The following is a 19,480-nucleotide window of genomic DNA, read 5'->3' on the forward strand; positions in this document are numbered from 1 at the left end:
CTGCCAGCCTCGTGGCAGGCGAGCATTTCCTCGCTTTTGAAGTAGCCGCGCTCGGCAACCACCGACAGCGATTGCGTCCCCATTGCCGCCCGCGCTTGCTTGGCCATCGCACTCAACTGATCGCGGTCGATGCCATTGTTGGTGACCTCGTGCGTCACGATCAGGTGAGGCTTCGTCTCAACCGCTGCCTGGACGTTGTAACCGACCATGCCAGTGCCGCGACTCATCATTGAACGTGCGTCGGGATCAGTAAGAGAAATCTGTTTGTCCGGGGTGGTCTCCAACTGAGCCTCAACATCCCTGAGCTCCTGCATCTTGGCTTTCAGGGCGGCAATCTTGCTGTGCAAACGCTCGGATTTGGCCCGCGCCACGACAGGCTTTTGCCGGTTGGCAGTGTCCAGCGCAGTGAGGTAGCGGCTGATGCTGGATTCGATCTCCTCCATTCGCCGTTGCAGCTTGGTACTGGTGAAGTTGCGGTCGTGATTGTTGACCGCCTTGAACTTGCTACCGTCGATGGCCACCAGTGCTTCGGAGAACAAACCGAGCTGCTGGCACAGCACCACGAATTGCCGGCAGACACCACGAATGGCTTTGCCGTTGTTCTTGCGGAAGTTGGCGATGGTCTTGAAGTCCGGTGTCAGGCGTCCGGCCAGCTGCATCAGATCGATGCTGCGTTGCGCCTCACGCTCCAGCCGGCGACTGGATTGGATGCGATTGAGATAGCCGTAGATGTATATCTTCAGCAGGACGGCAGGGTGGTACGCAGGGCGGCCTGTTTCGGCGGGAACCACACCGTCAAAGCCCAAGCGGCCGAGATCGAGTTCATCGACGAACACATCGGCTACTCGAACAGGGTTGGTGTCCGCGACGTAATTATCCAGGCTCTCGAGCAGCAGAGTGCATTGACTTCGATGCTCACCTTGGATGAAACGCTTCATGGACTACCCCCGCTATGACCGCCGACGGCAGAATAGCAAGAGCACTGGCCATATTTTTACACAGCCTGGGCCGATAACGGATCGTGGTTCGTTTGCTAAGAACGAACCCTGGTCACTGGCGGCTTGCGGCTGTGGACTCAATTGTTCTTGCAATTTAGCGGTTGACCCCGCCATTTTCTCCAAGAGGTCTCCCAGCCTTGCTGGTGATCGGTAGCCGGGGATACTACAACCTGACTGCAGGCGTATGGGCCTAGCTGTTCCAGGCAGGCCTTGGCCAGAGAGGCAGGGACAACGTTATCTGCGTCACCCACCAGATGTCGCTGTGGTATCGATGCCAGCCGACCCTGATAGTCCAGCGGATCCAGCGAGCCGCTGAGAGACGAGAGCCCTTTCATTTGTGTCCAAAGCCGCGGGCTGAGATTGCCGGCCAGGGTTTGGACAAAGGTGACGTCATCCCGCTGCGCCGCCAGCAGCAGGGCTAGTGCCGCGCCTCCTGAATATCCCACCAGTTCGAACTCCCGACAGCCGTAGCGCTGCTTCATCTGGTCCAGGGCCTGGCTAAGGCTGGTGACGACTTCCTGGGAAAACCGCCGATTGGTCCAGAGCGCAGGCTCGCAACTCGGTGCCATCACGAACTGGCAGGGCCGCGCCAAGTAGGCATTCGGTGTCGGATCGTCCACGGCCAAGTGCGCCACCAGCAGGTTGTGCGGACTCGGATCCAGACTGGGTTGTGTCGCCGTGGCCCAGGCATGGCCATCGCCTTCCAGGTAGACGCGTAGGCGAGTGGCTTTCGTTGTGCTCTGCGGAGCCAGCATGACCAACGGGAACGGCTGCCCCGGTAGTATTTCCAGTTGCCGCCTATGCGCATCCGCCAACTGCTGCAGCGCCTCGCGTGGCGACTGGCAGCCGGCGAGGAGGGCGCCGAGCAGCAGCGCTGGGAGAACTCGAAGAAAACCGGCCCACGCATGTGGGCCGGAAAGGTAGTGGTTCATCAGAAGTCGTAACGGACCTTAGCGGTGAAGGTGTCGGCATTGAAGTCGGTCTTGCCGGTGTAGTCGTAGCTGACCCCAACAGTGATTGCGCCTAGATGGTAATCCGCACCGACACCGGCTTCGTAGCTGTTGCGGACTGCCTTGGCACCTTGGCTCACGAAGGGCGTGCCACCCAGTGTGAAGGTCGAGGTGCTCTGGGCTTCGTCCGCGGCGAAGTCATGGTAGGCCATCAGCTTGGCTTGCGGCTGCAGGTTGCCATTGCCGACCAGGAAGTCGCCCGCCACACGAACACCAGCACCCAGCTCCGCCACTTCGTAGCGTTGGCTATCTACCTTGAGCGCCGCCGCCGACCCTTTCTCGTGGTAGCCGTCGATGTCGACGCGCGCATAGCGAGCGGCCAGCCGCGGCTCGATCAGGACCTGCTCGTTCAGGTGGTAGGTGTAGCCACCGACGACGTTGGCCCCCAGGACCTGGCTGTCGTAGTCACCCTTGGCTGTGGTGCCGGCGATACGGCGCTTGCTCTCGTTGTCGTTGAGGCCATAGCTCAGGTTGGCATCGACGAAGTAGTTGCCCTGTTCGAAACCGCTGTAGAGGGTCAGCGCATTGCCATCGACGTCGGTGGTGTTGCCGTTGTCGCTGTTCACACTGGTGTGCAGGAAGCTGTAGGCCACGCCCAGGGTCAACCGGTCGGTGAGCCTGCCGTCGGCGCCGATGGCGATGCCACGGCTGTAGGCGTTGAAGCCGGCGACGCCATCACGCAGATCCTGGTTGGCGTCGCTGTACAGCGCCTGGGCCCAGATGCCGGTGTTCTGCAGCACATCGCCCGAGGACTCACCGCGCAGGCTACTGGTGCGATTGCCGGTGACGTTGCTCATCAGCGTCTGCCCACTGGTGGCCGCCTGGGTCGCACCACCGTTCACCTCAGGAGCGAGCTGCTCCGTCAGCTTCTTCAGCGCTGCCGGATCCTGCGAGGCATTCACGTAAGCCTGGAACACCGGATCGTTGGGATTGCTCTGCGCCAGTCCAGTAATCACCTGGCTGAAGGCCGCGCCTGCACGTTGGGCGTTGGCTGAACCGCCAATCTGACCGATCACCTCTCCGACTTCGTCCTGGCCCTTGGTGCTGACCTTGGCCAGGATCTGGTTGTCGCCACTGCTGACGGTGTCGACGTTCAGCAGGGCCGAGCGGCTGGTTACGCTGACGCCGTCATTCAGCAGGGTGCCGGCTTGGACCAGGGTATAGGTCGTGCCCTGGGCCTTGAAGTCGCTGCCCTGGGCTGCCAGCTGGATCTGCGAGCCCTTGGCGAATTCCGCCGTGCCGGAGACGGCGACCACGGCCTTGCTCGGATCCGTGGCCGTGCTCAGGTTGAGCCCCAGCGAGGAGTTGCCCGCCACATCCAGGTTGCCCTGAATCGTGGTGTGCGGCTGAGCGAATTCCAAGTGTGCCGGCGTGTTGCCGGTATCGCTGCCGACATCCAGCCAACCGGCGTCCTTCAAGCGGATGTTCGCGCCATCGGTGCTGGCGTCGGTACCGCTGAAGGTCACGTCGCCGTTCACTTCGATATTGGATAGGTCGATCAGGTTGCCGGTAATGCTGCCGGCGTTCCAGACCAGGTGCACGCCACCACTGGCCTGGGAGGCATCGATGGCTTCGTCCTGGGAAATCAGGTTGCCGCTGTTCTGGATGACCAACGTGTTGCCGGCATTCGCACCGTCGATGTCGAAGGCCCCCACCTCGATGGCGGCATCGTCAGCCTGGATGGTGCCGGTGTTGAGCACCTGTACCGGCGCACTGGTAAAGCTCACGCCGTCGAGACGCAACGCGGTTGCATCGTCGCCGTGGGCCACGATGCTGCCATGGTTCTCGATCCCGCCGAGGTCCACCCGATCCGGACCACCGTTGTCATCATCATAGGTGGCGAGAACACCCGTCGAGCCGGCGCCGCTGACCTGGATCAGACCATCGTTGATCAGCTTGCCAGCGATGGTGCCGCCCTTGAGCTGGATGCCGGTGGCCTCTTCGCCATCGGCGAGGATCTTGCCGCTGGCGGCGTTGACCAGGTCGCCCTCCAACACCGACTGGCCGGCGAACTTGAGGCCACGGATACCGTCGCCCTCGAGCACGCCACCGGCCACCTGCAGGGTACCTTCGTTGACCAGGTTGCCGTGGATGATGGCCGGGTCGATCAGCAGGCCGGTGACGCCAGCGCCGTTCACCGTGATGCTGCCTTTGTTCTGCAGGTTGCCGAATACCTCGGTCGGCGCGCCAATGGGCGAGGGAGTGTCCTCGTCGCCGGCGTAGGACAGGTCGACGCCATTGAGGTCATCGCCCGTGGCCTGCACCTGGGCGTTGAGCACCAGGTCGTGATTGAAGGTGTCGCTGTAGAAGCGAATGGGCTGGTTGCTGCCAGTGAAGGTGCCGGTGACTTCGGTGCTGTCGGTGTAGGTGTTGCCTTCGCTATCCAAGCCGCTGTTGGTCAGCGTCAGGGCGTGTGCGGCGAGGGGCAGGGCACTGGCGGAAATCGCCAGGGCGAGCAGGGTCTTGCGATACGTCGGAGTCATGGGTTCAGGTCCTTGAGTGTGTGTGGCTGTGGTGCTTTGCTCTTCTGGGATGTGTCTCGACGGGCAGCTCCTGGGTTTTCAAAAAACAAAAGAACCCCTGCCCCGCACACGGCCAGTTATGGCCGTGTGCGGGGTTGGTTATGTTCGGGGCGTGATGCTTGTTAGTTGGTGCTCACGGTTCCGAGGTGATCGGGAGCGGCACGGTTGCTGTCACTGCTCCGCTATACAGGCCTTTGCATACGTGATGCTGTCCTGCATGAAGTTCGATACCAGCGGGCTTCGCCCTGCCTGAATCTGCTTCAACTGCTCGGTCGAGTAGGTCTTTTCCAGCTTGTCGTAGACGCATGTGCAAACTGGCTTGGGAGAGCCGCCTTGCACGCAGCCTGAGAGAAACTCTCCGCGTAGCTTGGACTTGTCATCCGAACAGCCCGCCAGGACCAACAGGCCCAGCACCAGATAGAACTTGCTCTTCATCGGTCTTCCTTATCGCAATACCAGGGAGCAGCCGAGGCCGATGCCAACTACCAGGCCAATGACTTGCGGGCCGATCAGCCAGAACACTTTCAACCAGATCAGGTGAAGCGCGCCGCCGTTGGTGTAGATCGCATCGGGTTGAGCAAACTTGCGGATGGCGTTGCCCACCAGGGCGCCGATCCAGCCTGTTATCAAACCAACGAGGCCGGCCAGCAGCTTCAGCATGAAGCTGGCGCCCAACACCATTGCTGAGGTGTTGACGGTCAGGAAAATGATGGTGAGGACGAGCGAGGCGGCGCCCCAGCCGATCACCTCCGGACTGGCGGGCAGATCATTCGGCGCGTCTGCCGTTTCGTGTTCTTGTTCCATGGTGTTGTCTCTATGTCGTGTGGGAAGGGTTACCAGCCGGAGCGGCAGAGGTTCTTCTTGCTGGTCAGGGGTTGGAGAACCTGGGGAAGGTTCTGGGTTGGGAGTTTCACCGTCTGGCCGCCGGCGCTGAGCTGCAGGGTGCTGGCCTTGCGCAGCGCCGCCCAGAAACCTGGAAAGCTGGAGCTGCAGGCTTCGCAGTCGGTGTAGAAGGGGTTGCTGAAGGTGGTGCCGTCGACGATGACGTCGAAGCCGTCATGTTCGGAGGAGTAGCGCTTACCGGCGATGGTGGCGTAGGCGGAGACGGAGCTCTCGTCATCGTCTGGGCAGGCGATGTCCAACTGGTTGCCGTTGCCGTCGTCGACCAGGTGTTCCTCGACGCCTTGGGTGTAGCTAGCGGTCCATTCAGCGGTGCCGGCAAAAGCGGTGCTGGTAGCCAGCCAGCTGAGGAGAGAAGCCATAAGCAGTTGCTTGTGCATGGGGACGATCCCTGTATCGAGTGAAGAAAGATCACCAATAAAGTCGAAAATCAACCTTTTGAGGTGATTTTCGACCTGTGGTGTTCTTCATGTCAATGAGGTGGTGCCCAACCATTCAGGTTGAATGGGAGAGGCATCATGTCTGGTACGGATCAGAAAGCACTGGCTGAAGCGGTAGGGCGGGCGATTGCCAAGCAGCGCATGCGCTGTGGGATGACGCAGGATGAAGTGGCGGAAGTCCTGGGTGTGGGGAATGAGGCGGTATCTCGCATTGAGCGAGGAATTGTCATGCCCAACATTGCTCGGCTGTTCGAGTTCGCGACGATCTTCAATTGCAACGCGATGGAGCTGCTGAGCGAGGCCAGCTTGCGCCCGGATGACCAGGCCACGCGGATCAGCGGATTGCTGAATGCCCTGGAGGAGAGCGACCGTCAGTTGGTCGTAGAGATGGTCGAACGGTTAAGTGAGCGACTTAGTCGCGGGTGAGGGGTGCCACATCAGCCAGCAGAATTGAGTTAGCGGCGTGGTATGGGTTCTTCGTTGTACTTCGCTCCGCAGCGAAGACAGAGGCAGTCGTATTCCATGAACTGGAAGCGGCGCACATCGCGAATGAAATCGCCGGTGCTGTTCCAGTTTGCTGCCGCGCCGCAGACGCCATCGAGCATCAGGTTGAACGCGCGCTCCAGCGGGCTTTCGCAATGCAGGTCCGAGGTAATCGGCTGCTGCTGGGCAGGTGACTGCTGGATGCCGCGCAAGAAACCGTCCAGCGTGCCCATCAGCCGAGCCAGTGCTTTGGCGGCATCCTTGGACAGCACCACGGATGAGTTACAGATCAGACACCGTGTGATCATGGTGAGTGCTCCTGTTAGGTGGAAAGTTGAGATAAGAATCGGCGAGTAGGAGCCCTGATGGCTCCTGCTTATGCCGCCAGGGGACTAGAGGGAAATGTGGAGCCCGACCCGCTGGAGGAGTCGGTGGAACAAGATCAGCGCTAGTACGATGGCCAGTGTCAACGGCCAGAAGCGCAGCATAAGCACCAGCAGCGCAATGGCCACTGCGCAACCGGCCAGCACGCCGATAAACACGAACAGCAAACCAATGAAGCGCACCAGGTTCATGGCGCGATCCTCCTCGTAGGTTGAGTGGTGGGGGATGCCGCGGATGTCACTCCGCGGCGTATTGGGCCTGGGCTTCGGCGCGGGCTTTCAGCAGCGTCGACAAGGTGGGTTTCGGTGCCGCTTGTGGCTCTGCTGCAGGAGTAGTGGAAGGGGGCGATTCAGGAGTCGGCTCCGGGAAGAACTCCTCGGCGATGGCCCCCGTTTCCTCGTCACTGTCTTCGAAAGCGCCATTGGCAAAGCCCAGCCGCGCGGTGGCATCCAGCGCCACCTGGTCGAAGCCGGAGGCCTGGCGCGCTTCATCGAGTTCCCGGGCTTGCAGCAAGGCTTCCTCCATCGAAAGGCCACTGCGCACCGTGATATCGACGTAGAAGATCGGCGAGCCATGGCTTTGCCGGGTGGACTTGCCGCGCAGACGTAGCTCCAGCGGCAAGCATGCCAGGCGGTTGCCCGAGATCGCCTGCAGGTACTGCAGCCGCGCTGCTAGGGTGCGAATGCTGTTGAAGCCGGTGGTGCGAAACACGAAGCTGCCCAGTGGATCCTCATCGCCGATGGCGACGTTGAGGCGCCCGTAGGGCTTGCACGCACCGCCCTTGGCCAACGGACAGCCGTCCGGCGAAGGGCAGGGCAGCGAGGCGATGCCGTCCTGGCTACGACGCTTGCAGGTTTCGCCGTTGCCGACACACAGCGGTCGCCCGGACTGCCGATCGAACAGGCAGTACTCGGCACGGAAGTTCAGCTCCGGCGCGTTGAACAACAGGCGGATCGGAATGCTGCGGATCTTGCCGCCCTGGGCCTTACGCAACTCCTCGTCCAGGGGATGGGGCAACCAGCCATCCCGCAGTTGGACCTGCGAGGTGAGGGTGAATTGATCGTCCTTCTCCGGCAGACGCTTGCCGTTCTTCTCGACGACCTTGCCGATGGAAATCCGCCCGAGCACCGGCGGGGTAATGGCCAAGCCTTTGAGCATGGTGGTTCTCCAGTGGATGAATAAAAAAGACCACCCCGGCGCAGGGGAGACGCCGGAATGGTCAAGGGGGGAAGCGAAATCAGGTGATCAGGAAGCGCCGGCTGCCGACCTTGGTGGTGGGGTAGCGCGCCAGCAGGTAGGGCTTTTCCTTGAGCAGTAGGGGCACATCGAGCACCACGCTGTCCTTGGCCTTACGCCAGGACACCGCGCCGTTGGCGAACAGCGCCCGGCTGGCCTCGCCCATGGCCTGCTGCAGTTGCTGCTTCAGCTCGGCCTCGCGCTTGCCCTGGACCTCCAGGCTGGCGCGTACGACCTGCAGTTCATCGAAGGCGGCCGACAGCAGCGGATCCTGGGTGAAGTCCAGGGTGTGCCCCTGGTCCTCTGGATATAGGCAGCGCAGGGCCTGCTCCGCCGACTCGGAGCCATCTGCCGGTGGGGGCGTATCGCGTTGCACGTAGCTCCAGAAGTCGCGCTCCAGCTCGATCAATCGGCCAATGAGGTCCTCGTCGCGCTCGATGCGATGGATCTCCAGGTGCTGGCCACCGAGCAGTACGGCTACGTCGGCCGCCTGCTTGCCAGTGACTGCCAACTGGTGCATCACCTGCAATTGCACGTACACCGGCACGCCTTCCTTCCAGAGACGGGCGCCGTTGATACCGGCGGTCTTGCATTCGAGGATCTGGACGTCGTTGGCGCCGATCACCTCGCGGTCGATGTTGGCCAGCATCCAGTCCAGTTTCGGATCCGGATGCTGCAGCACGGCATTGATCCGCCGCACCCGGTTGCTGGTACGCCGGGCGTAGTGGTTGGCGACGATGGGCTCGAGGATGTTGCCCCAGTAAGCCGGGCTTTCCTCGTCGTTGGGATCGCTCTTGGGCAGCCCGGCATCGCGGCCGGTCTTCTCCAGCCACAGCTCCAACTGCGACTTGTAGGGGTTGAGGCCGACCGCAGCCGCGGCATCCGAGCTGCCGATACCGTGCTTGCGCACGGCCAGCCAGTCATCGCGGGACAGGTCCTTGGTACCGACCAGGCGCAGGGCAGGGCGCTGCCGTGCCCTGTTGGACGTGGAATGGGCATGAGTCATGAGGGTTTTTCTCCGGACATAAAAATGCCCGGCCGGCAGAGCCGGTCGGGCATCGGGGAATGGGCGGCCGTCAGGCCATCGATGGGAGGAGCGCATCCAGGCGGCGCTGCGATCCCTCCCACTTACCGGGCTGCACCACCGGCCATGGCGGGCGCCGACTAACATCGCCGTGCGTGATGGGCGCGAACCTTCTCGCGCCAGCCGGGCGAGAGTTCCTTGGCCATGCCGAGATAGCGCAGCGGGCAACTGTAGTAGTACGGCGCCATGGACTCATCCATGGTTTTGTAGCCCCACTCGCCGCCACTGCATTGCAACAGATCACAGCGGATGTAACGCATGGACTCGCCGGGAGCGAGGTCTGGGTGAACGCCTTCGGTTTTCGCCGTCACTTCGGTGACCGACCACAACACATTGCCCCGCAAGGTGTGGGCGATGACGTGAATGCGGGCGCGAGTTTGGTCTTCAGGTTGAGTCAGGTCCCGGATCAGCTCTGCCCGGGTACGGGATGAGAACAGCCAGCCCATGAGAGAGGCCTCCAATGAAACACCGGAGCCCACTCCACAGGAGCGGAACCCCGGCGGGTGGAAGAGAACGCCCAAAGCTGCGGCTGCTAAAGAACTACTGCAGCAGCCGCAGAATCTTTTGGGCGAATAGGGATAACGAGAGGAGGGAACTGCCGTCAGGCCACCAACTGCAGGGCCGCATCCAGGGCACGTTGCTTGATCACCGCCCCCTGGCCGAACCAGGCCGAGTCCATGCGGTACTCGTTGCTGCGGGCGCGGCGCTCGTGGTCGACGTACTCGGTGACGGCATTGAGCAGGCCCCAGGCGGTGCCGTTGGCGGCTTCCAGTTGCGAACCACGACCACGGCCTTCGTACAGGCTTTGCACCCGACGCAGCGCACGTTCGTTTGGCAGGGCATCCGGTAACGGATTATTGGGCTGGGCATCGCAGAGTACCTGCATGAAATAGCCCATCGCCTCATGCCACTGCACCTTGCGCTCGGCCAGGTGGCGCATGCGGTACATGAACTCGTCCCATTGCGAGACGGCGATACCCAGTTGCTTCTTCACGGCCTGAGCATCGAAGCGGGTGCTGTGCGGCACCTTGATTGCCCGGGTAGCGCCATCGACGGCGATGGTCAGGGTGTTGTTACACACCACCCGCACCGTGGTCGGTGTTGCCGTGGTGGCCAAGGTACCGTCGCAGGAGGTGGCCAACAGCAGGTAACCGTTGACCAGGTCGTTGCCCTTCAGTGAGGTGTTTTGGCCTGTGCGCGCCAGTGCCCAGAACTTGCGACCGCCCTTGAGCACGCCGGCGGTTTCCAGTTCGTAACCGGAGACCTGGGTGAGGTCGCGGTAGAACTCCAGCACCTCCCGCGGCTGCACCACTTGGTAGCGCTGGGAGACCACCGAGAGCGGCGCCTTGGTGTCGGAGCGGTAGAGCACCTTCTGCTCGGGGAAGGAATGGATGCTGCCCAGGTGGCCGACCGCGTCCGCTTTGAAGTGCACCGGACTTTCCTGGATCTGCCAGTCCATACCGGCTTCGCGTTGCCAGACTTCCAGCGGTTGTTTCGGGGAGAGGCGGCTGCCCAGGCCATGCCAGGGCGCTTCGCCGACATAGGCCATACGTTCGATGAGATGAGCCATGATGAGTTTCCTGTGAGCAATAGCCGGCATAAAGCGCTGCGCCACGCGCAGCACCGGCGGAAGGGATGAAAGGGAAGGGGAGCGAAGAACGAAGCCGATCAGGTCGGCAGGTTGAAGCGATGTCCGCAGATCAGGCAGAGGTTGTTGGCGAGCACGTGACGATCCAACTGGTCGCCGAGCTGGGCGCCGAGCGCACAACCGCCGACGCCGCCGGCCAGGCCGCCGAGAATGGCTCCGGACAGTGAGCCGAGGGTAATGCCCAACGGGCCGGCGATGGCGCCTACTGCTGCACCGGCTTGCCCGCCAGCAAGAGCGGCGGATGCACCACGCGCTGCGCCACCGACTGTGCCGACCAGGGCGCCGATCTTCATGGCGGGATGCAGGGATGCGATCTTGGGGGAGTTACAGCGAGGGCACTGCAATGACATGGCTGGAGAGCCTCCATGGTGGGTATGTCATGGCTGTGATGTAGGGCTGAGATTTTTTTGAATCGAATGGTTGTGCTTTGAGCAGCTCATTTGGGGGCAAAGAGCTTCAGTCGACCCGCTTGGTCAGTCGCATCAGGCAAAAACCGGCTAAAAGCGGACGCTTATGAGATCCACCAGGTCTTATTAAGACTCACTTCCGTACGTCTACAGCGCCCAGATTTACAGATCTGAAGAGACCGTAAAAATGGAGGTTGAGCACGAGTAACCGACCAGAGCGATCACTTGGGAGACATTAGGTTCTGCCACATAAATTTATGTAGTATCCTACATTAGAACATATGACCTGATTTTGGCTTTGAGATGCCGTATTCGGATTTCCTTGCAGAGCTTCAGAAGGCAGGCCTGAGTGTTCGTGCGTTTGCCGAACTGATCGGCATGAATCCGAACTCACTTTCCAATTATGCACGGTGCGGCGAACTGCCTACCCATATTGCACTGATTGCGGTTCTTGTTGCCGGAATCAGCGAGATGGGAGGTGACTATCGTCAAATCATGTCAAGGGTCGCCCTCACGCCGAAGAGGCCGCGGGGCGGTGCTCGACAGGGGCGCTTCGGAGGCGACCCACAGCAGGACATGGATTTCTGAATCATGACGAATCATCGTCCCAACCTACAGCCTTGGCTCGCCAAGGCGGCGCATCGGCCCCGAGCCATAACGGTAGGACAAGCCGATGGCTGATCTCATCGCCTCGCTTGTCGACTTCGGCGCCGATCCGAGCGCGGTTCGCCTCTTCGATACCGATACCCCCGATCTGTTGCCTTACGCGACGCTCTTGGCTGCGCGTCGTGGGGATAATGGGGTCCTTGGCGCCGTGCGAGCTGTCTACGAATGGCAAGGCGCGCCGCTTATATTCCTAGTGGATGCCGACTCGCTCGCGGACGACGACCAGTTACATCGCATACGCCGCCTGCTTGCCATGCGTGGAGACGCACCCTATATGGGGGTGGTTGCGCCGGGACGGCTCAATGTGTATCGCATCGAACTCGACAAGTGCTCCCTGCGGCAGGCGCATGTCGAGGTGGGTGGTAACGACGATGAAAAGTACGTAACGCTGGCACGGTTGGGCAATTTGCGCCCGCGTGCCGCGATCAGCCAGCGCGGTTGGATTTCGAACGTCGTGCTGAATTTGCTTACTGGCTCGATTACACGGCTTATCGAATTGGGCGGCGTGTCGGACGAAGATGCCATCTCTCTTGTCGGCCGAGCGTTGTTCACGCGTTTCCTTGCCGATCGCAACCTATTGCCAGGCAGCATGTCCACACCCGGCACGGCCGCCATGCTGTTCGACAATCGAGCAGCAGCAAAAAACACCTCGAAATGGCTCGACGCCACCTTTAATGGCGATTTGTTGCCCTTGTCGGACGGCATTTTCGATGTGCTCGCCCAGCAGGCATTCTTGGTGCTGGGAGACGTTCTCAGACGAGCACCAGACAGCCAGCTTTTTCTCGGCTGGCAAGAGAAGTGGGACAATCTCGACTTTGCCCATATCCCCGTAGGCGTCTTGAGCCAGGCCTATGAGCTTTATCTGCGAAATCATGCTCCTGATCGGCAAAAGCGCGAGGGCGGCTTTTACACACCTCGCCCAATTGCGGATCTTATGGTGCGTGCCTCGTTCCGCGCTCTGGAGCGCAATGGAACCAGCAGGGATGCCAAGGTGCTTGATCCATCGGCGGGAGCCGGCGTATTTCTGCTGACGGCATTCCGCGAACTGGTGGCTGGGCGCTGGCGCGCCGATGGAGAGCGCCCCAGCACACGAACTCTCAGGTCGATTCTCTACCAGCAGATCACCGGTTTCGACATCAACGAGGCAGCGTTGCGCTTTGCGGCGCTTGGCCTGTACCTCATATCGATCGAGCTGGATCCCAACCCAAAACCAGTGGACAAGCTCCGATTCGAGAATTTGCGTGGCAAAGTGCTGCACCGACTCGAAGTGGAGGCTCCGGAGGACGGAGCAGAACTGGGCAGCCTTGGCCCACTGATCGATGAGCGGCATATAGGCAGATATGACCTGGTGATCGGCAATCCACCTTGGTCGAGCGGCACCAAACTGCGCGATTGGCATCTGGTGCGCAAAGCGGTTGCCCGTATTGCCAGTAATAGGCAGATTTCCAATCCCACCCCGCCATTGCCGAACGAGGGGCTCGACCTTCCGTTCGTTTGGCGCGCCATGGAGTGGGCGAAAGCCAATGGCCAAATTGCTTTCGCATTGCACGCACGTATGCTTTTCCAGCAGGGAGATGGCATGGCGGAGGCGCGCCAAGCATTGTTCGAGGCGCTTGACGTCACCTCGATCATCAATGGCGTCGAACTGCGGCAGACCAAGGTGTGGCCCGAGATTTCGGCGCCATTTTGCCTCCTGCTCGCAACCAATCGGCGGCCAGGAGTAGGAGCTGGTTTTCGCCTCATCAGCCCCAGGCTAGAGCAGGCATTGAACGATGCAGGCAGCATGCGGATAGATGCGCTGAACGCCGAGCTCGTGCCGTCCTCGCAACTTTTCGAAACACCCGATATCCTGAAGATCCTGTTCCGTGGGACAAAGGCGGATCTGGGCATAGTGGAGCGCATTCGCGCCCAAGGGCATCCGACGCTCGATGCTTACTGGCGTAGCCGCATTGGCGTGACAGAGCGGAGCCTCTTGCTGGGCAGCGGGAACGGCTATCAGCGGCTCCGGCCAAGCAGCCGAGTTCGCCGGCAAGGTGATGGCCTACCGGGGGTGGATGCGAGCTATCTCCATGGCCGTCTGGAAATCAACGCCGAAACCTTCACCGACCTATTCATCGATGGCGATGGCCTGGAGCCTTTTTCGCAAGCACGCATCCATGACCCCAGGTCCCCCTCTCTGTTCGCCGGGCCCCTGATCATTGTCCACCAATCCCCCCCTGCGGCGACGGGGCGCATCGGTATCGCAGTATCAGAGAAGGACGTTGTATTCAACGAAACCTTCTACGGCTATAGCCCGAAAGCCCATCCCGATGCAGCAGCGCTGGTTCGCTACCTAGCGCTGATTCTCGGCAGCAAGCTGGCGGTGTGGTTGGCGCTGGTTACCAGTGGAAAGTTCGGTTTTGAGCGCGAGGTCATCGAGAAATCTACCCTTGATCGCATTCCCATCCCCGACTTCGATGCCCTTGCACCTACCACGCGCGAGGAAATCTTCCAGTTGTTCGAGAGGTTGCGCACGAACGAGGTCTCCTGGCAGGACGTCGACGAATGGGTGGCGCGTCTTTATGGTCTGGGAGCGCGCGATCTGCAGGTCATTTCCGACACGCTTGCATACAACCTGCCTTTTTCCGAGAACAAGCACAGAGCCCAGTCCCTTCCGAGGTTGGAAGATAGGGCGAGATTCTGTGAGGTGCTTGCCAGAGAATTGTTGCCTTGGTGCGAGCGTTTCGGTTCCTCTCTCGTAGTAAGACCGATGTCTCAGCCTTCCGCCTCGCCCTGGCATGGTATCGAATTGCGGGTAGGTGCCACCCAAGCTACCTCGGAAAGCGACTGGGAAGGGCTGCTGCGCGCCGCCGATGAAGTTATGAGTTCGGAAATTCTGATCCGCACCGATGGCAATGGACTACTGATCGGGCGGCTGGCCCAGCAGCGTTACTGGAGCGAGACACAGGCGCGGCTGCTTGCACAACGCATCATCTGGTCACACCTGGACATATTGAAAGGATGCATCGAGGCATGAGCGCTCCAGCTATCCGGCCCCGCCCTGACCAGATCGGCGAACTGACGCGCGGCCTGCACCTGCCGCTCCCGGCGGTGGACGCCTTGCATCTGGAGATCATCGCCGAAGGGCTATCCCGCGCATTCACTGATATTCGCGCGCATCACCCGCTGGCGGTGAGCTCGGGTAGCGAGGCAGAAGTGACCAGCCTAATGGAAGCGCGCCTGAACGCACTGATTGGCCAGGATCCCTTCTGGGGCCAGTTGGTGACGTGTGTCGTGCGAGGCAAGGAAAGCGTGAGCTTCGACGGTTCGCATATCGAGAAGCGGCCGGATCTCTCAATCTATCTGTCTAGTCGAGCACGGAACTTCCCTCTGATCGCCGAAGCGAAGATCATCGACACCGGTGCATCCAAGACAGAGGCCTTGTACTGCGACAAAGGCCTGCATCGATTTCTTGCTGGAGAGTATGCCTGGGCGAACCAGGAAGCCTTTATGGTCGCTTATGTACGCGACGGATCGTCGATCAGCGATAGGCTGCTCCCATTTCTGGCAGACGCCATGACTCAGGCGCCTCCCCGTTATGCGGTAGAAGCGCTGCCTACCTCCTGCTCAAGCGGTACAAGTGATCTTGCGTGGTCACGACACGCGAGAAGCTTCGTCTACAGTCATCAGGCCTCACCCGCCCATCATCCTGGCTCAATTGCAATCTGGCATCTATGGCTGTCGTAGTGTGCGGTCGGGTGACGCTTTGTTGGTTACCGTATTGAAACGACTTTCCTATCCCGATTTTCCTGGATAGCAGCCATAGACAGGTTGCCAGTGGCTGCTTCTTGGATGTGCTCACTCCACCAAGCCATCATCGGTAAGCGAATGGGCATCACAGGTTGCGTAACGGCTTCCAGTTATGCGGCAACAGCTCGGCAATCTCGCTCGCTGCGCCAGCATCGACCAACGGCTGCAACTGTGCACCGCAGGTAGCGGAAACTGCGGCGGCAAGGCCAGATGCTTAGCAGATCTTTGTGCGATCCAAATGGTCTTCGCGCAGCCAGTAGAGCCTCATCCCGCCCCCAAATGGTTCAGGGGTATCGAGCGATTCGGTTTAGCTCAAATGAGAACGCCCTGTAGATGCTCCCGACTGTCAGCATCGCCGTCGTGTTGGGGAGGCTGGCTGCGATGATCCCGGCAGCGTGCGGGGCGTGCAATTGCGGCTCGACTTGTGGTCACTGGCAGCCTCAATGGTGACTTGCGGCTGGGCATTCAGCCAGGTTTCGAGGCGCTGCCACACGGAATCGGTGAGATCGGCAACCCTTTCCCCGCGCCGACCGACGTTCATGCGCAGACCAAAGTCCTCTGGTAGAGGGGGACCGAAGGCGCCGAAACGCCAAGCGTGATCGAATACGAGGACGTTCAGCCCGCCGGTGTCGCGATCTTGGGCCTCAGGCCCGTGAACGGGATTGGGTTGCCAGGCGAAGACGCCGTTGTCGGTAGGCTTATAGAAGTTGTCCGGTACGACGGTACGGTCAGGCTTCTTCGAGGCGAAACGGCAGTCGTTCCAGTATTCGGTGAAGGTCAGTACCTCAGAGACGATGCCGGCCCAGACGACGCTGTGGCCTGAGATGGGATTCACTGTCGAACCTGCAAATGCGAGCACGAGCTCGCCGACCTTCGCCTTCTTGCGGATGCGCGGCTTACAGACAGCCAGCGTAACGGCCGGCGGACCGTAGTTTGGCGCGGAGCCTGCGTCCGTGGCGATCACATACGTGTGGACTCGCATAGTCATGCCTCCTGCGCAAAGAGCTGATCGAGCCACGCGAGCGCATCGGCACGATTCGTGATGTCTGCGACGAATTCCTGACCACGTGCCGCGGCCTCCAGAGTCCTGGACGACGACCAGCGCTGCGATGGGTGATAGGTCAGGCCGACTCCGCCGCGCGTTGGATTCAACCAGTCAGGTACCGACCAAATGGACGGACGCGGCGCATGACTTTCGGTCAGTCGAAAGCCCGTCTTGAACAGGCCGAAGCCCGGGCGCGGGGCTATGCGACCGTCCAGCATCAGATGGTCGGCAGCAATGTAAAGCGTGTTGTTTTCCTTCCAACCGCCATGGCGTTGCGGCTGGCTACTCCACAGCAGCATGTTGTCCGAGACCAGGTCGAATTCGTCGTCTAGCACCGTATAGGAAACACGATGGGTCACGACAATTTCAGCATTGATGGCCCAGCGACTAACTGCGGTGTACTCCTGTATCCGTCTGGGCACCTGATCAGAAGGCCTGCTATTGCTTTGCGGCCAATGTTTCGAGATCCAACGAGGAGCGTTTTGTTCGGGTAAGGCGTTCGGGTGACCAGGTCCTTGCCATTTTGTAGGTGAAGGCCGATCTCAGGAACCTGCACGTCGACCAGGACGCAGTCGGAGAACCGCTCCATGGGTTGGCAGAGCAACTGGGGAGTGATCTGAATCAGCATGTGAGCGCGCCTCCAGAGTGATCCGGAAACGCGAAGGGAGCCTTGGCGACGCTACAAACCGAAATCCCCTTTCGGATTTCAAGGTCGAGGAAGGGACGTGGGAGGTACCTGGAGACCGATCCCAGGTACCTCCCCAGTGGCCATCACACAGGTTCCGGCACGGTTGACGTCCTGCGGAGGGCCCTCATCTTCTTCTGGCTTACCAGCATCCGGACTGATGCTTCCCCTTGCACCTTCAAATATCCGCGGACGTCGCTAGCTGTGAACTTCACGCCAGCAGGATTCTCGTCAGTCAAAACACTGGCGATGGTCTCGCAACTGCACTCGGCGTTGATCAACTCGCGGATTCGCGAGTAGTTAATTTCCCGGAAAGCGGGGGATAGTAAAGGCATTGCTTCTTGCTCCATGTAGGTTTGTGGTATGCCGGGGCCCATTCGCTAGACTGGCTGGCACACACAAGCCTATTGGGGCTGGGTTGATGGGGCTATTCCAAAAGGGGTGCCCCCCAAATTCGGATTGACGCATGCGATTAGTTCCCTACACCTCCTCGGAGCTCTGGGTAAAAGACGAGCTCGACCGGCTCTTCTGGATCGAGCTCGCCAAACGGAAGTTGCGACACGTGGAAGGCGATGTGTACCGTGAACTGGTAAGCCTACGCGGGGAGATTGAACGGTTCTTTGCGGAGGAGGGGGCAGATCTTGATGAGCCTCTCGACTACGAGGCTGACGTCCTGTTTGACGCCGTGCAGTTCGACTACGAGCTCGCTGCCAACTCACTAGCACCGGAACATTCAGCTTTCTTGGCCCAAGCAATGGATCTATTCGGGCATCGCGCCTGGCTCATCCAGGAGAACATGAAGTATCTACGTGGGTTCCGGATGGCGGACATGGCCGTCGAAACCGACCTTCAGTTATTGCATGGTTGGTGGACCTTCATAAGCTCCAAGAAGGGGCGGGATGCTCTGAACGCTCAAGGCTTGTATTCAAGCATGGGTGAGGAGCGGGAAGTAGAGGTGGAGGATCTGTGGGCAGCGGGCGAAGAGGGTACACCGCCTGTAGTTCGAAAAGTCAGACTCATTTCTTCCTACGGCATTCCAGTTCGCATTCCACGTAAGGTTCCCAATAGACCTGTCATTGCGGTCACCACTGAAGATCACCAGGTTACGGTTGATGGCCAGGAACTCGAAGACAAGCTTTTCCTTGCCATAGACCTCAGCAGGCCTTTGCCACCGATGCGGGAAATTGAACGTACATTGAAGAGAGAGCACGCTGCTGTCGAGTCCCGGCGATATTGGCAGAACCTAGAGTCAGGAATAATCACTGACGAAATGCTCGCCAGGCTCGACAATCGGAAGCACACGAAAGAGAGCATGGAGAAAAACCTCCAGGACTTTGCTCGTCTCCACACCACGCCACCTGAGGAGCACAAACTCATGGTGGGTCTCACGAGCCCCGCTACTTTCATCCTTGGGCTATACAGCTGGGATCTTGTCTCGACAGGCCTGACCGACGCTCAAGCCTGCAGGCAAGCTGCAGCGGATCTGGTAGGTAACGAAGGGGAAAAGATCTACAGCCAGAAGAAGGCGGTTGATAATCTCCGGAGAGTGGTGAGGCCCATAATCGATGCGTATGAACCCACCCAGCTCCCGTGGATCGACTGACCAAAAACAGGTGGACACCATGCCGCTAGCTGGAAGAACCGGGGAGGTGTGTTGGCCGGACGCTTACCATCATCGGGCGCCTGCGTTCGATGTAGTCCGCCCGATTGTAGGTACTGCGAACCTCGTCCTTGTCGACGTGGCAAGCGCTACCTCAATCAGTTCAGGATCTCAGTCGTGTTCGTTGAGGATGGTGCTGGTCATTGGACGCATGCCATGGCTGACCAGGTGTCCTTCGAAACCTATTTGCTTCAGTGCTATGTTGGCGGTTTGGCTGTTGCAGTGGGTGCGAGGGCTCCGGCCTGCTGGGAACACGTATTCACGATGTCCACTATAGGGTTTGATCTCTTCCAGAAGCGCGAGGGAGACGATATGCGCGCGCTGTTGCTGCATGCGTTCTGCAGGAATCTGCCCAAATCCTCTTCTCGATGTTGATATCCGCCCAGCGGCCAGCGGGTAATCGCAGCTCCTATTTGTGGTCGTAGCGTAGATCTCTTAACCTAGATTTGATGGCATGATGATGTCAGTCACTTTTCAACGCTCATTCGTTGAATGATGATTGCTGCAATATCTTAAGCAGGGA

Annotated in this window: 20 protein-coding genes and 3 pseudogenes; 5 read left to right on the forward strand and 18 right to left on the reverse strand. The window is 60.1% G+C overall.

Translation table 11 applies throughout. The features are described 5' to 3' along the window. Positions 1 to 2: 2 nt before the first annotated feature. The 6 genes and pseudogenes from LDJ84_RS10770 to LDJ84_RS10795 form a co-directional block, all read right to left on the reverse strand. Positions 3 to 938: pseudogene (locus LDJ84_RS10770) on the reverse strand (IS1182 family transposase); the annotation flags it as partial. 137 nt (positions 939 to 1,075) lie between these two features. Further along, positions 1,076 to 1,930, reverse strand: a complete 855-nt coding sequence (locus LDJ84_RS10775; RefSeq protein ID WP_034077545.1) for an alpha/beta hydrolase — start codon at positions 1,928 to 1,930, stop codon at positions 1,076 to 1,078. Next, entirely contained in the window at positions 1,930 to 4,491 is a 2,562-nt protein-coding gene (locus LDJ84_RS10780; protein ID WP_226046302.1) for an autotransporter outer membrane beta-barrel domain-containing protein, read from the reverse strand. Before LDJ84_RS10780 ends, LDJ84_RS10775 begins: the two co-directional genes overlap by 1 nt. Before the next feature lie 210 nt (positions 4,492 to 4,701). Continuing rightward, entirely contained in the window at positions 4,702 to 4,965 is a 264-nt protein-coding gene (locus tag LDJ84_RS10785; RefSeq protein WP_052165135.1) for a hypothetical protein, read from the reverse strand. A gap of 9 nt (positions 4,966 to 4,974) precedes the next feature. Then, positions 4,975 to 5,334 (reverse strand): hypothetical protein, encoded by a 360-nt coding sequence (locus tag LDJ84_RS10790; protein WP_034077542.1) that lies wholly within the window; start codon positions 5,332 to 5,334, stop codon positions 4,975 to 4,977. Positions 5,335 to 5,363: 29 nt separating this feature from the next. Beyond that, entirely contained in the window at positions 5,364 to 5,810 is a 447-nt protein-coding gene (locus tag LDJ84_RS10795) for a hypothetical protein (protein WP_034077541.1), read from the reverse strand. Positions 5,811 to 5,948: 138 nt separating this feature from the next. Here LDJ84_RS10795 and LDJ84_RS10800 point away from each other — a divergent pair, with 138 nt between their 5' ends. Continuing rightward, positions 5,949 to 6,296, forward strand: coding sequence for a helix-turn-helix domain-containing protein (locus LDJ84_RS10800; protein WP_024128457.1), 348 nt, complete (start codon positions 5,949 to 5,951; stop codon positions 6,294 to 6,296). Positions 6,297 to 6,325: 29 nt separating this feature from the next. Here LDJ84_RS10800 and LDJ84_RS10805 read toward each other — a convergent pair whose 3' ends face one another. The 7 genes from LDJ84_RS10805 to LDJ84_RS10835 form a co-directional block, all read right to left on the reverse strand. Beyond that, positions 6,326 to 6,661, reverse strand: a complete 336-nt coding sequence (locus LDJ84_RS10805; RefSeq protein ID WP_034077538.1) for a hypothetical protein — start codon at positions 6,659 to 6,661, stop codon at positions 6,326 to 6,328. A gap of 84 nt (positions 6,662 to 6,745) precedes the next feature. Next, positions 6,746 to 6,928, reverse strand: a complete 183-nt coding sequence (locus LDJ84_RS10810; RefSeq protein ID WP_034077534.1) for a hypothetical protein — start codon at positions 6,926 to 6,928, stop codon at positions 6,746 to 6,748. A 46-nt stretch (positions 6,929 to 6,974) separates the two neighbouring features. Then, entirely contained in the window at positions 6,975 to 7,895 is a 921-nt protein-coding gene (locus LDJ84_RS10815; protein ID WP_034077533.1) for a hypothetical protein, read from the reverse strand. Positions 7,896 to 7,974: 79 nt separating this feature from the next. Further along, positions 7,975 to 8,979 carry a YqaJ viral recombinase family protein gene (locus tag LDJ84_RS10820; protein WP_034077530.1) on the reverse strand — a complete coding sequence of 335 codons (1,005 nt, stop codon included), beginning with the start codon at positions 8,977 to 8,979 and terminating at the stop codon, positions 7,975 to 7,977. Positions 8,980 to 9,137: 158 nt separating this feature from the next. Beyond that, a complete protein-coding gene (locus LDJ84_RS10825; protein WP_034077529.1) occupies positions 9,138 to 9,503 on the reverse strand; it encodes a hypothetical protein in 366 nt (121 codons plus the stop codon). A 155-nt stretch (positions 9,504 to 9,658) separates the two neighbouring features. Beyond that, entirely contained in the window at positions 9,659 to 10,627 is a 969-nt protein-coding gene (locus tag LDJ84_RS10830; protein WP_014833970.1) for a DUF932 domain-containing protein, read from the reverse strand. Between the two features lie 98 nt (positions 10,628 to 10,725). Then, positions 10,726 to 10,998, reverse strand: coding sequence for a hypothetical protein (locus LDJ84_RS10835; RefSeq protein ID WP_003150493.1), 273 nt, complete (start codon positions 10,996 to 10,998; stop codon positions 10,726 to 10,728). Between the two features lie 417 nt (positions 10,999 to 11,415). Here LDJ84_RS10835 and LDJ84_RS10840 point away from each other — a divergent pair, with 417 nt between their 5' ends. From LDJ84_RS10840 to LDJ84_RS10850, 3 genes are all read left to right on the forward strand, one after another. After that, positions 11,416 to 11,700, forward strand: a complete 285-nt coding sequence (locus LDJ84_RS10840; protein ID WP_071557645.1) for a DNA-binding protein — start codon at positions 11,416 to 11,418, stop codon at positions 11,698 to 11,700. Positions 11,701 to 11,785: 85 nt separating this feature from the next. Then, positions 11,786 to 14,794, forward strand: a complete 3,009-nt coding sequence (locus tag LDJ84_RS10845; protein ID WP_034077527.1) for a class I SAM-dependent DNA methyltransferase — start codon at positions 11,786 to 11,788, stop codon at positions 14,792 to 14,794. Continuing rightward, on the forward strand, positions 14,791 to 15,504 hold the full coding sequence (locus LDJ84_RS10850) for a hypothetical protein (RefSeq protein WP_201022400.1): 714 nt from the start codon (positions 14,791 to 14,793) through the stop codon (positions 15,502 to 15,504). Before LDJ84_RS10845 ends, LDJ84_RS10850 begins: the two co-directional genes overlap by 4 nt. A gap of 26 nt (positions 15,505 to 15,530) precedes the next feature. Here LDJ84_RS10850 and LDJ84_RS30900 read toward each other — a convergent pair. The 4 genes and pseudogenes from LDJ84_RS30900 to LDJ84_RS30905 all read right to left on the reverse strand — a co-directional run. After that, positions 15,531 to 15,644: pseudogene (locus LDJ84_RS30900) on the reverse strand (integrase); the annotation flags it as partial. A gap of 269 nt (positions 15,645 to 15,913) precedes the next feature. Then, a complete protein-coding gene (locus tag LDJ84_RS10855; RefSeq protein WP_052165134.1) occupies positions 15,914 to 16,549 on the reverse strand; it encodes a hypothetical protein in 636 nt (211 codons plus the stop codon). 2 nt (positions 16,550 to 16,551) lie between these two features. Then, positions 16,552 to 16,971, reverse strand: coding sequence for a DUF6012 family protein (locus tag LDJ84_RS30695; protein WP_052165133.1), 420 nt, complete (start codon positions 16,969 to 16,971; stop codon positions 16,552 to 16,554). Continuing rightward, positions 16,968 to 17,240, reverse strand: coding sequence for a DUF6012 family protein (locus LDJ84_RS30905; RefSeq protein WP_052165132.1), 273 nt, complete (start codon positions 17,238 to 17,240; stop codon positions 16,968 to 16,970). The genes LDJ84_RS30695 and LDJ84_RS30905 overlap by 4 nt, the downstream gene beginning before the upstream one ends. 523 nt (positions 17,241 to 17,763) lie before the next feature. On the opposite strand from LDJ84_RS30905, the gene LDJ84_RS10865 reads away from it, so the two are divergent. Continuing rightward, positions 17,764 to 18,900, forward strand: coding sequence for a hypothetical protein (locus LDJ84_RS10865; protein WP_226046303.1), 1,137 nt, complete (start codon positions 17,764 to 17,766; stop codon positions 18,898 to 18,900). A 67-nt stretch (positions 18,901 to 18,967) separates the two neighbouring features. On the opposite strand, the pseudogene LDJ84_RS10870 reads toward LDJ84_RS10865, so the two are convergent. Continuing rightward, a pseudogene (locus LDJ84_RS10870) lies at positions 18,968 to 19,345 on the reverse strand (tyrosine-type recombinase/integrase); the annotation flags it as partial. Between the last annotated feature and the right edge of the window lie 135 nt (positions 19,346 to 19,480).

The organism is Pseudomonas sp. HS-18, from assembly GCF_020401845.1.
Taxonomy (GTDB): Bacteria; Pseudomonadota; Gammaproteobacteria; order Pseudomonadales; family Pseudomonadaceae; genus Pseudomonas; species Pseudomonas nitroreducens.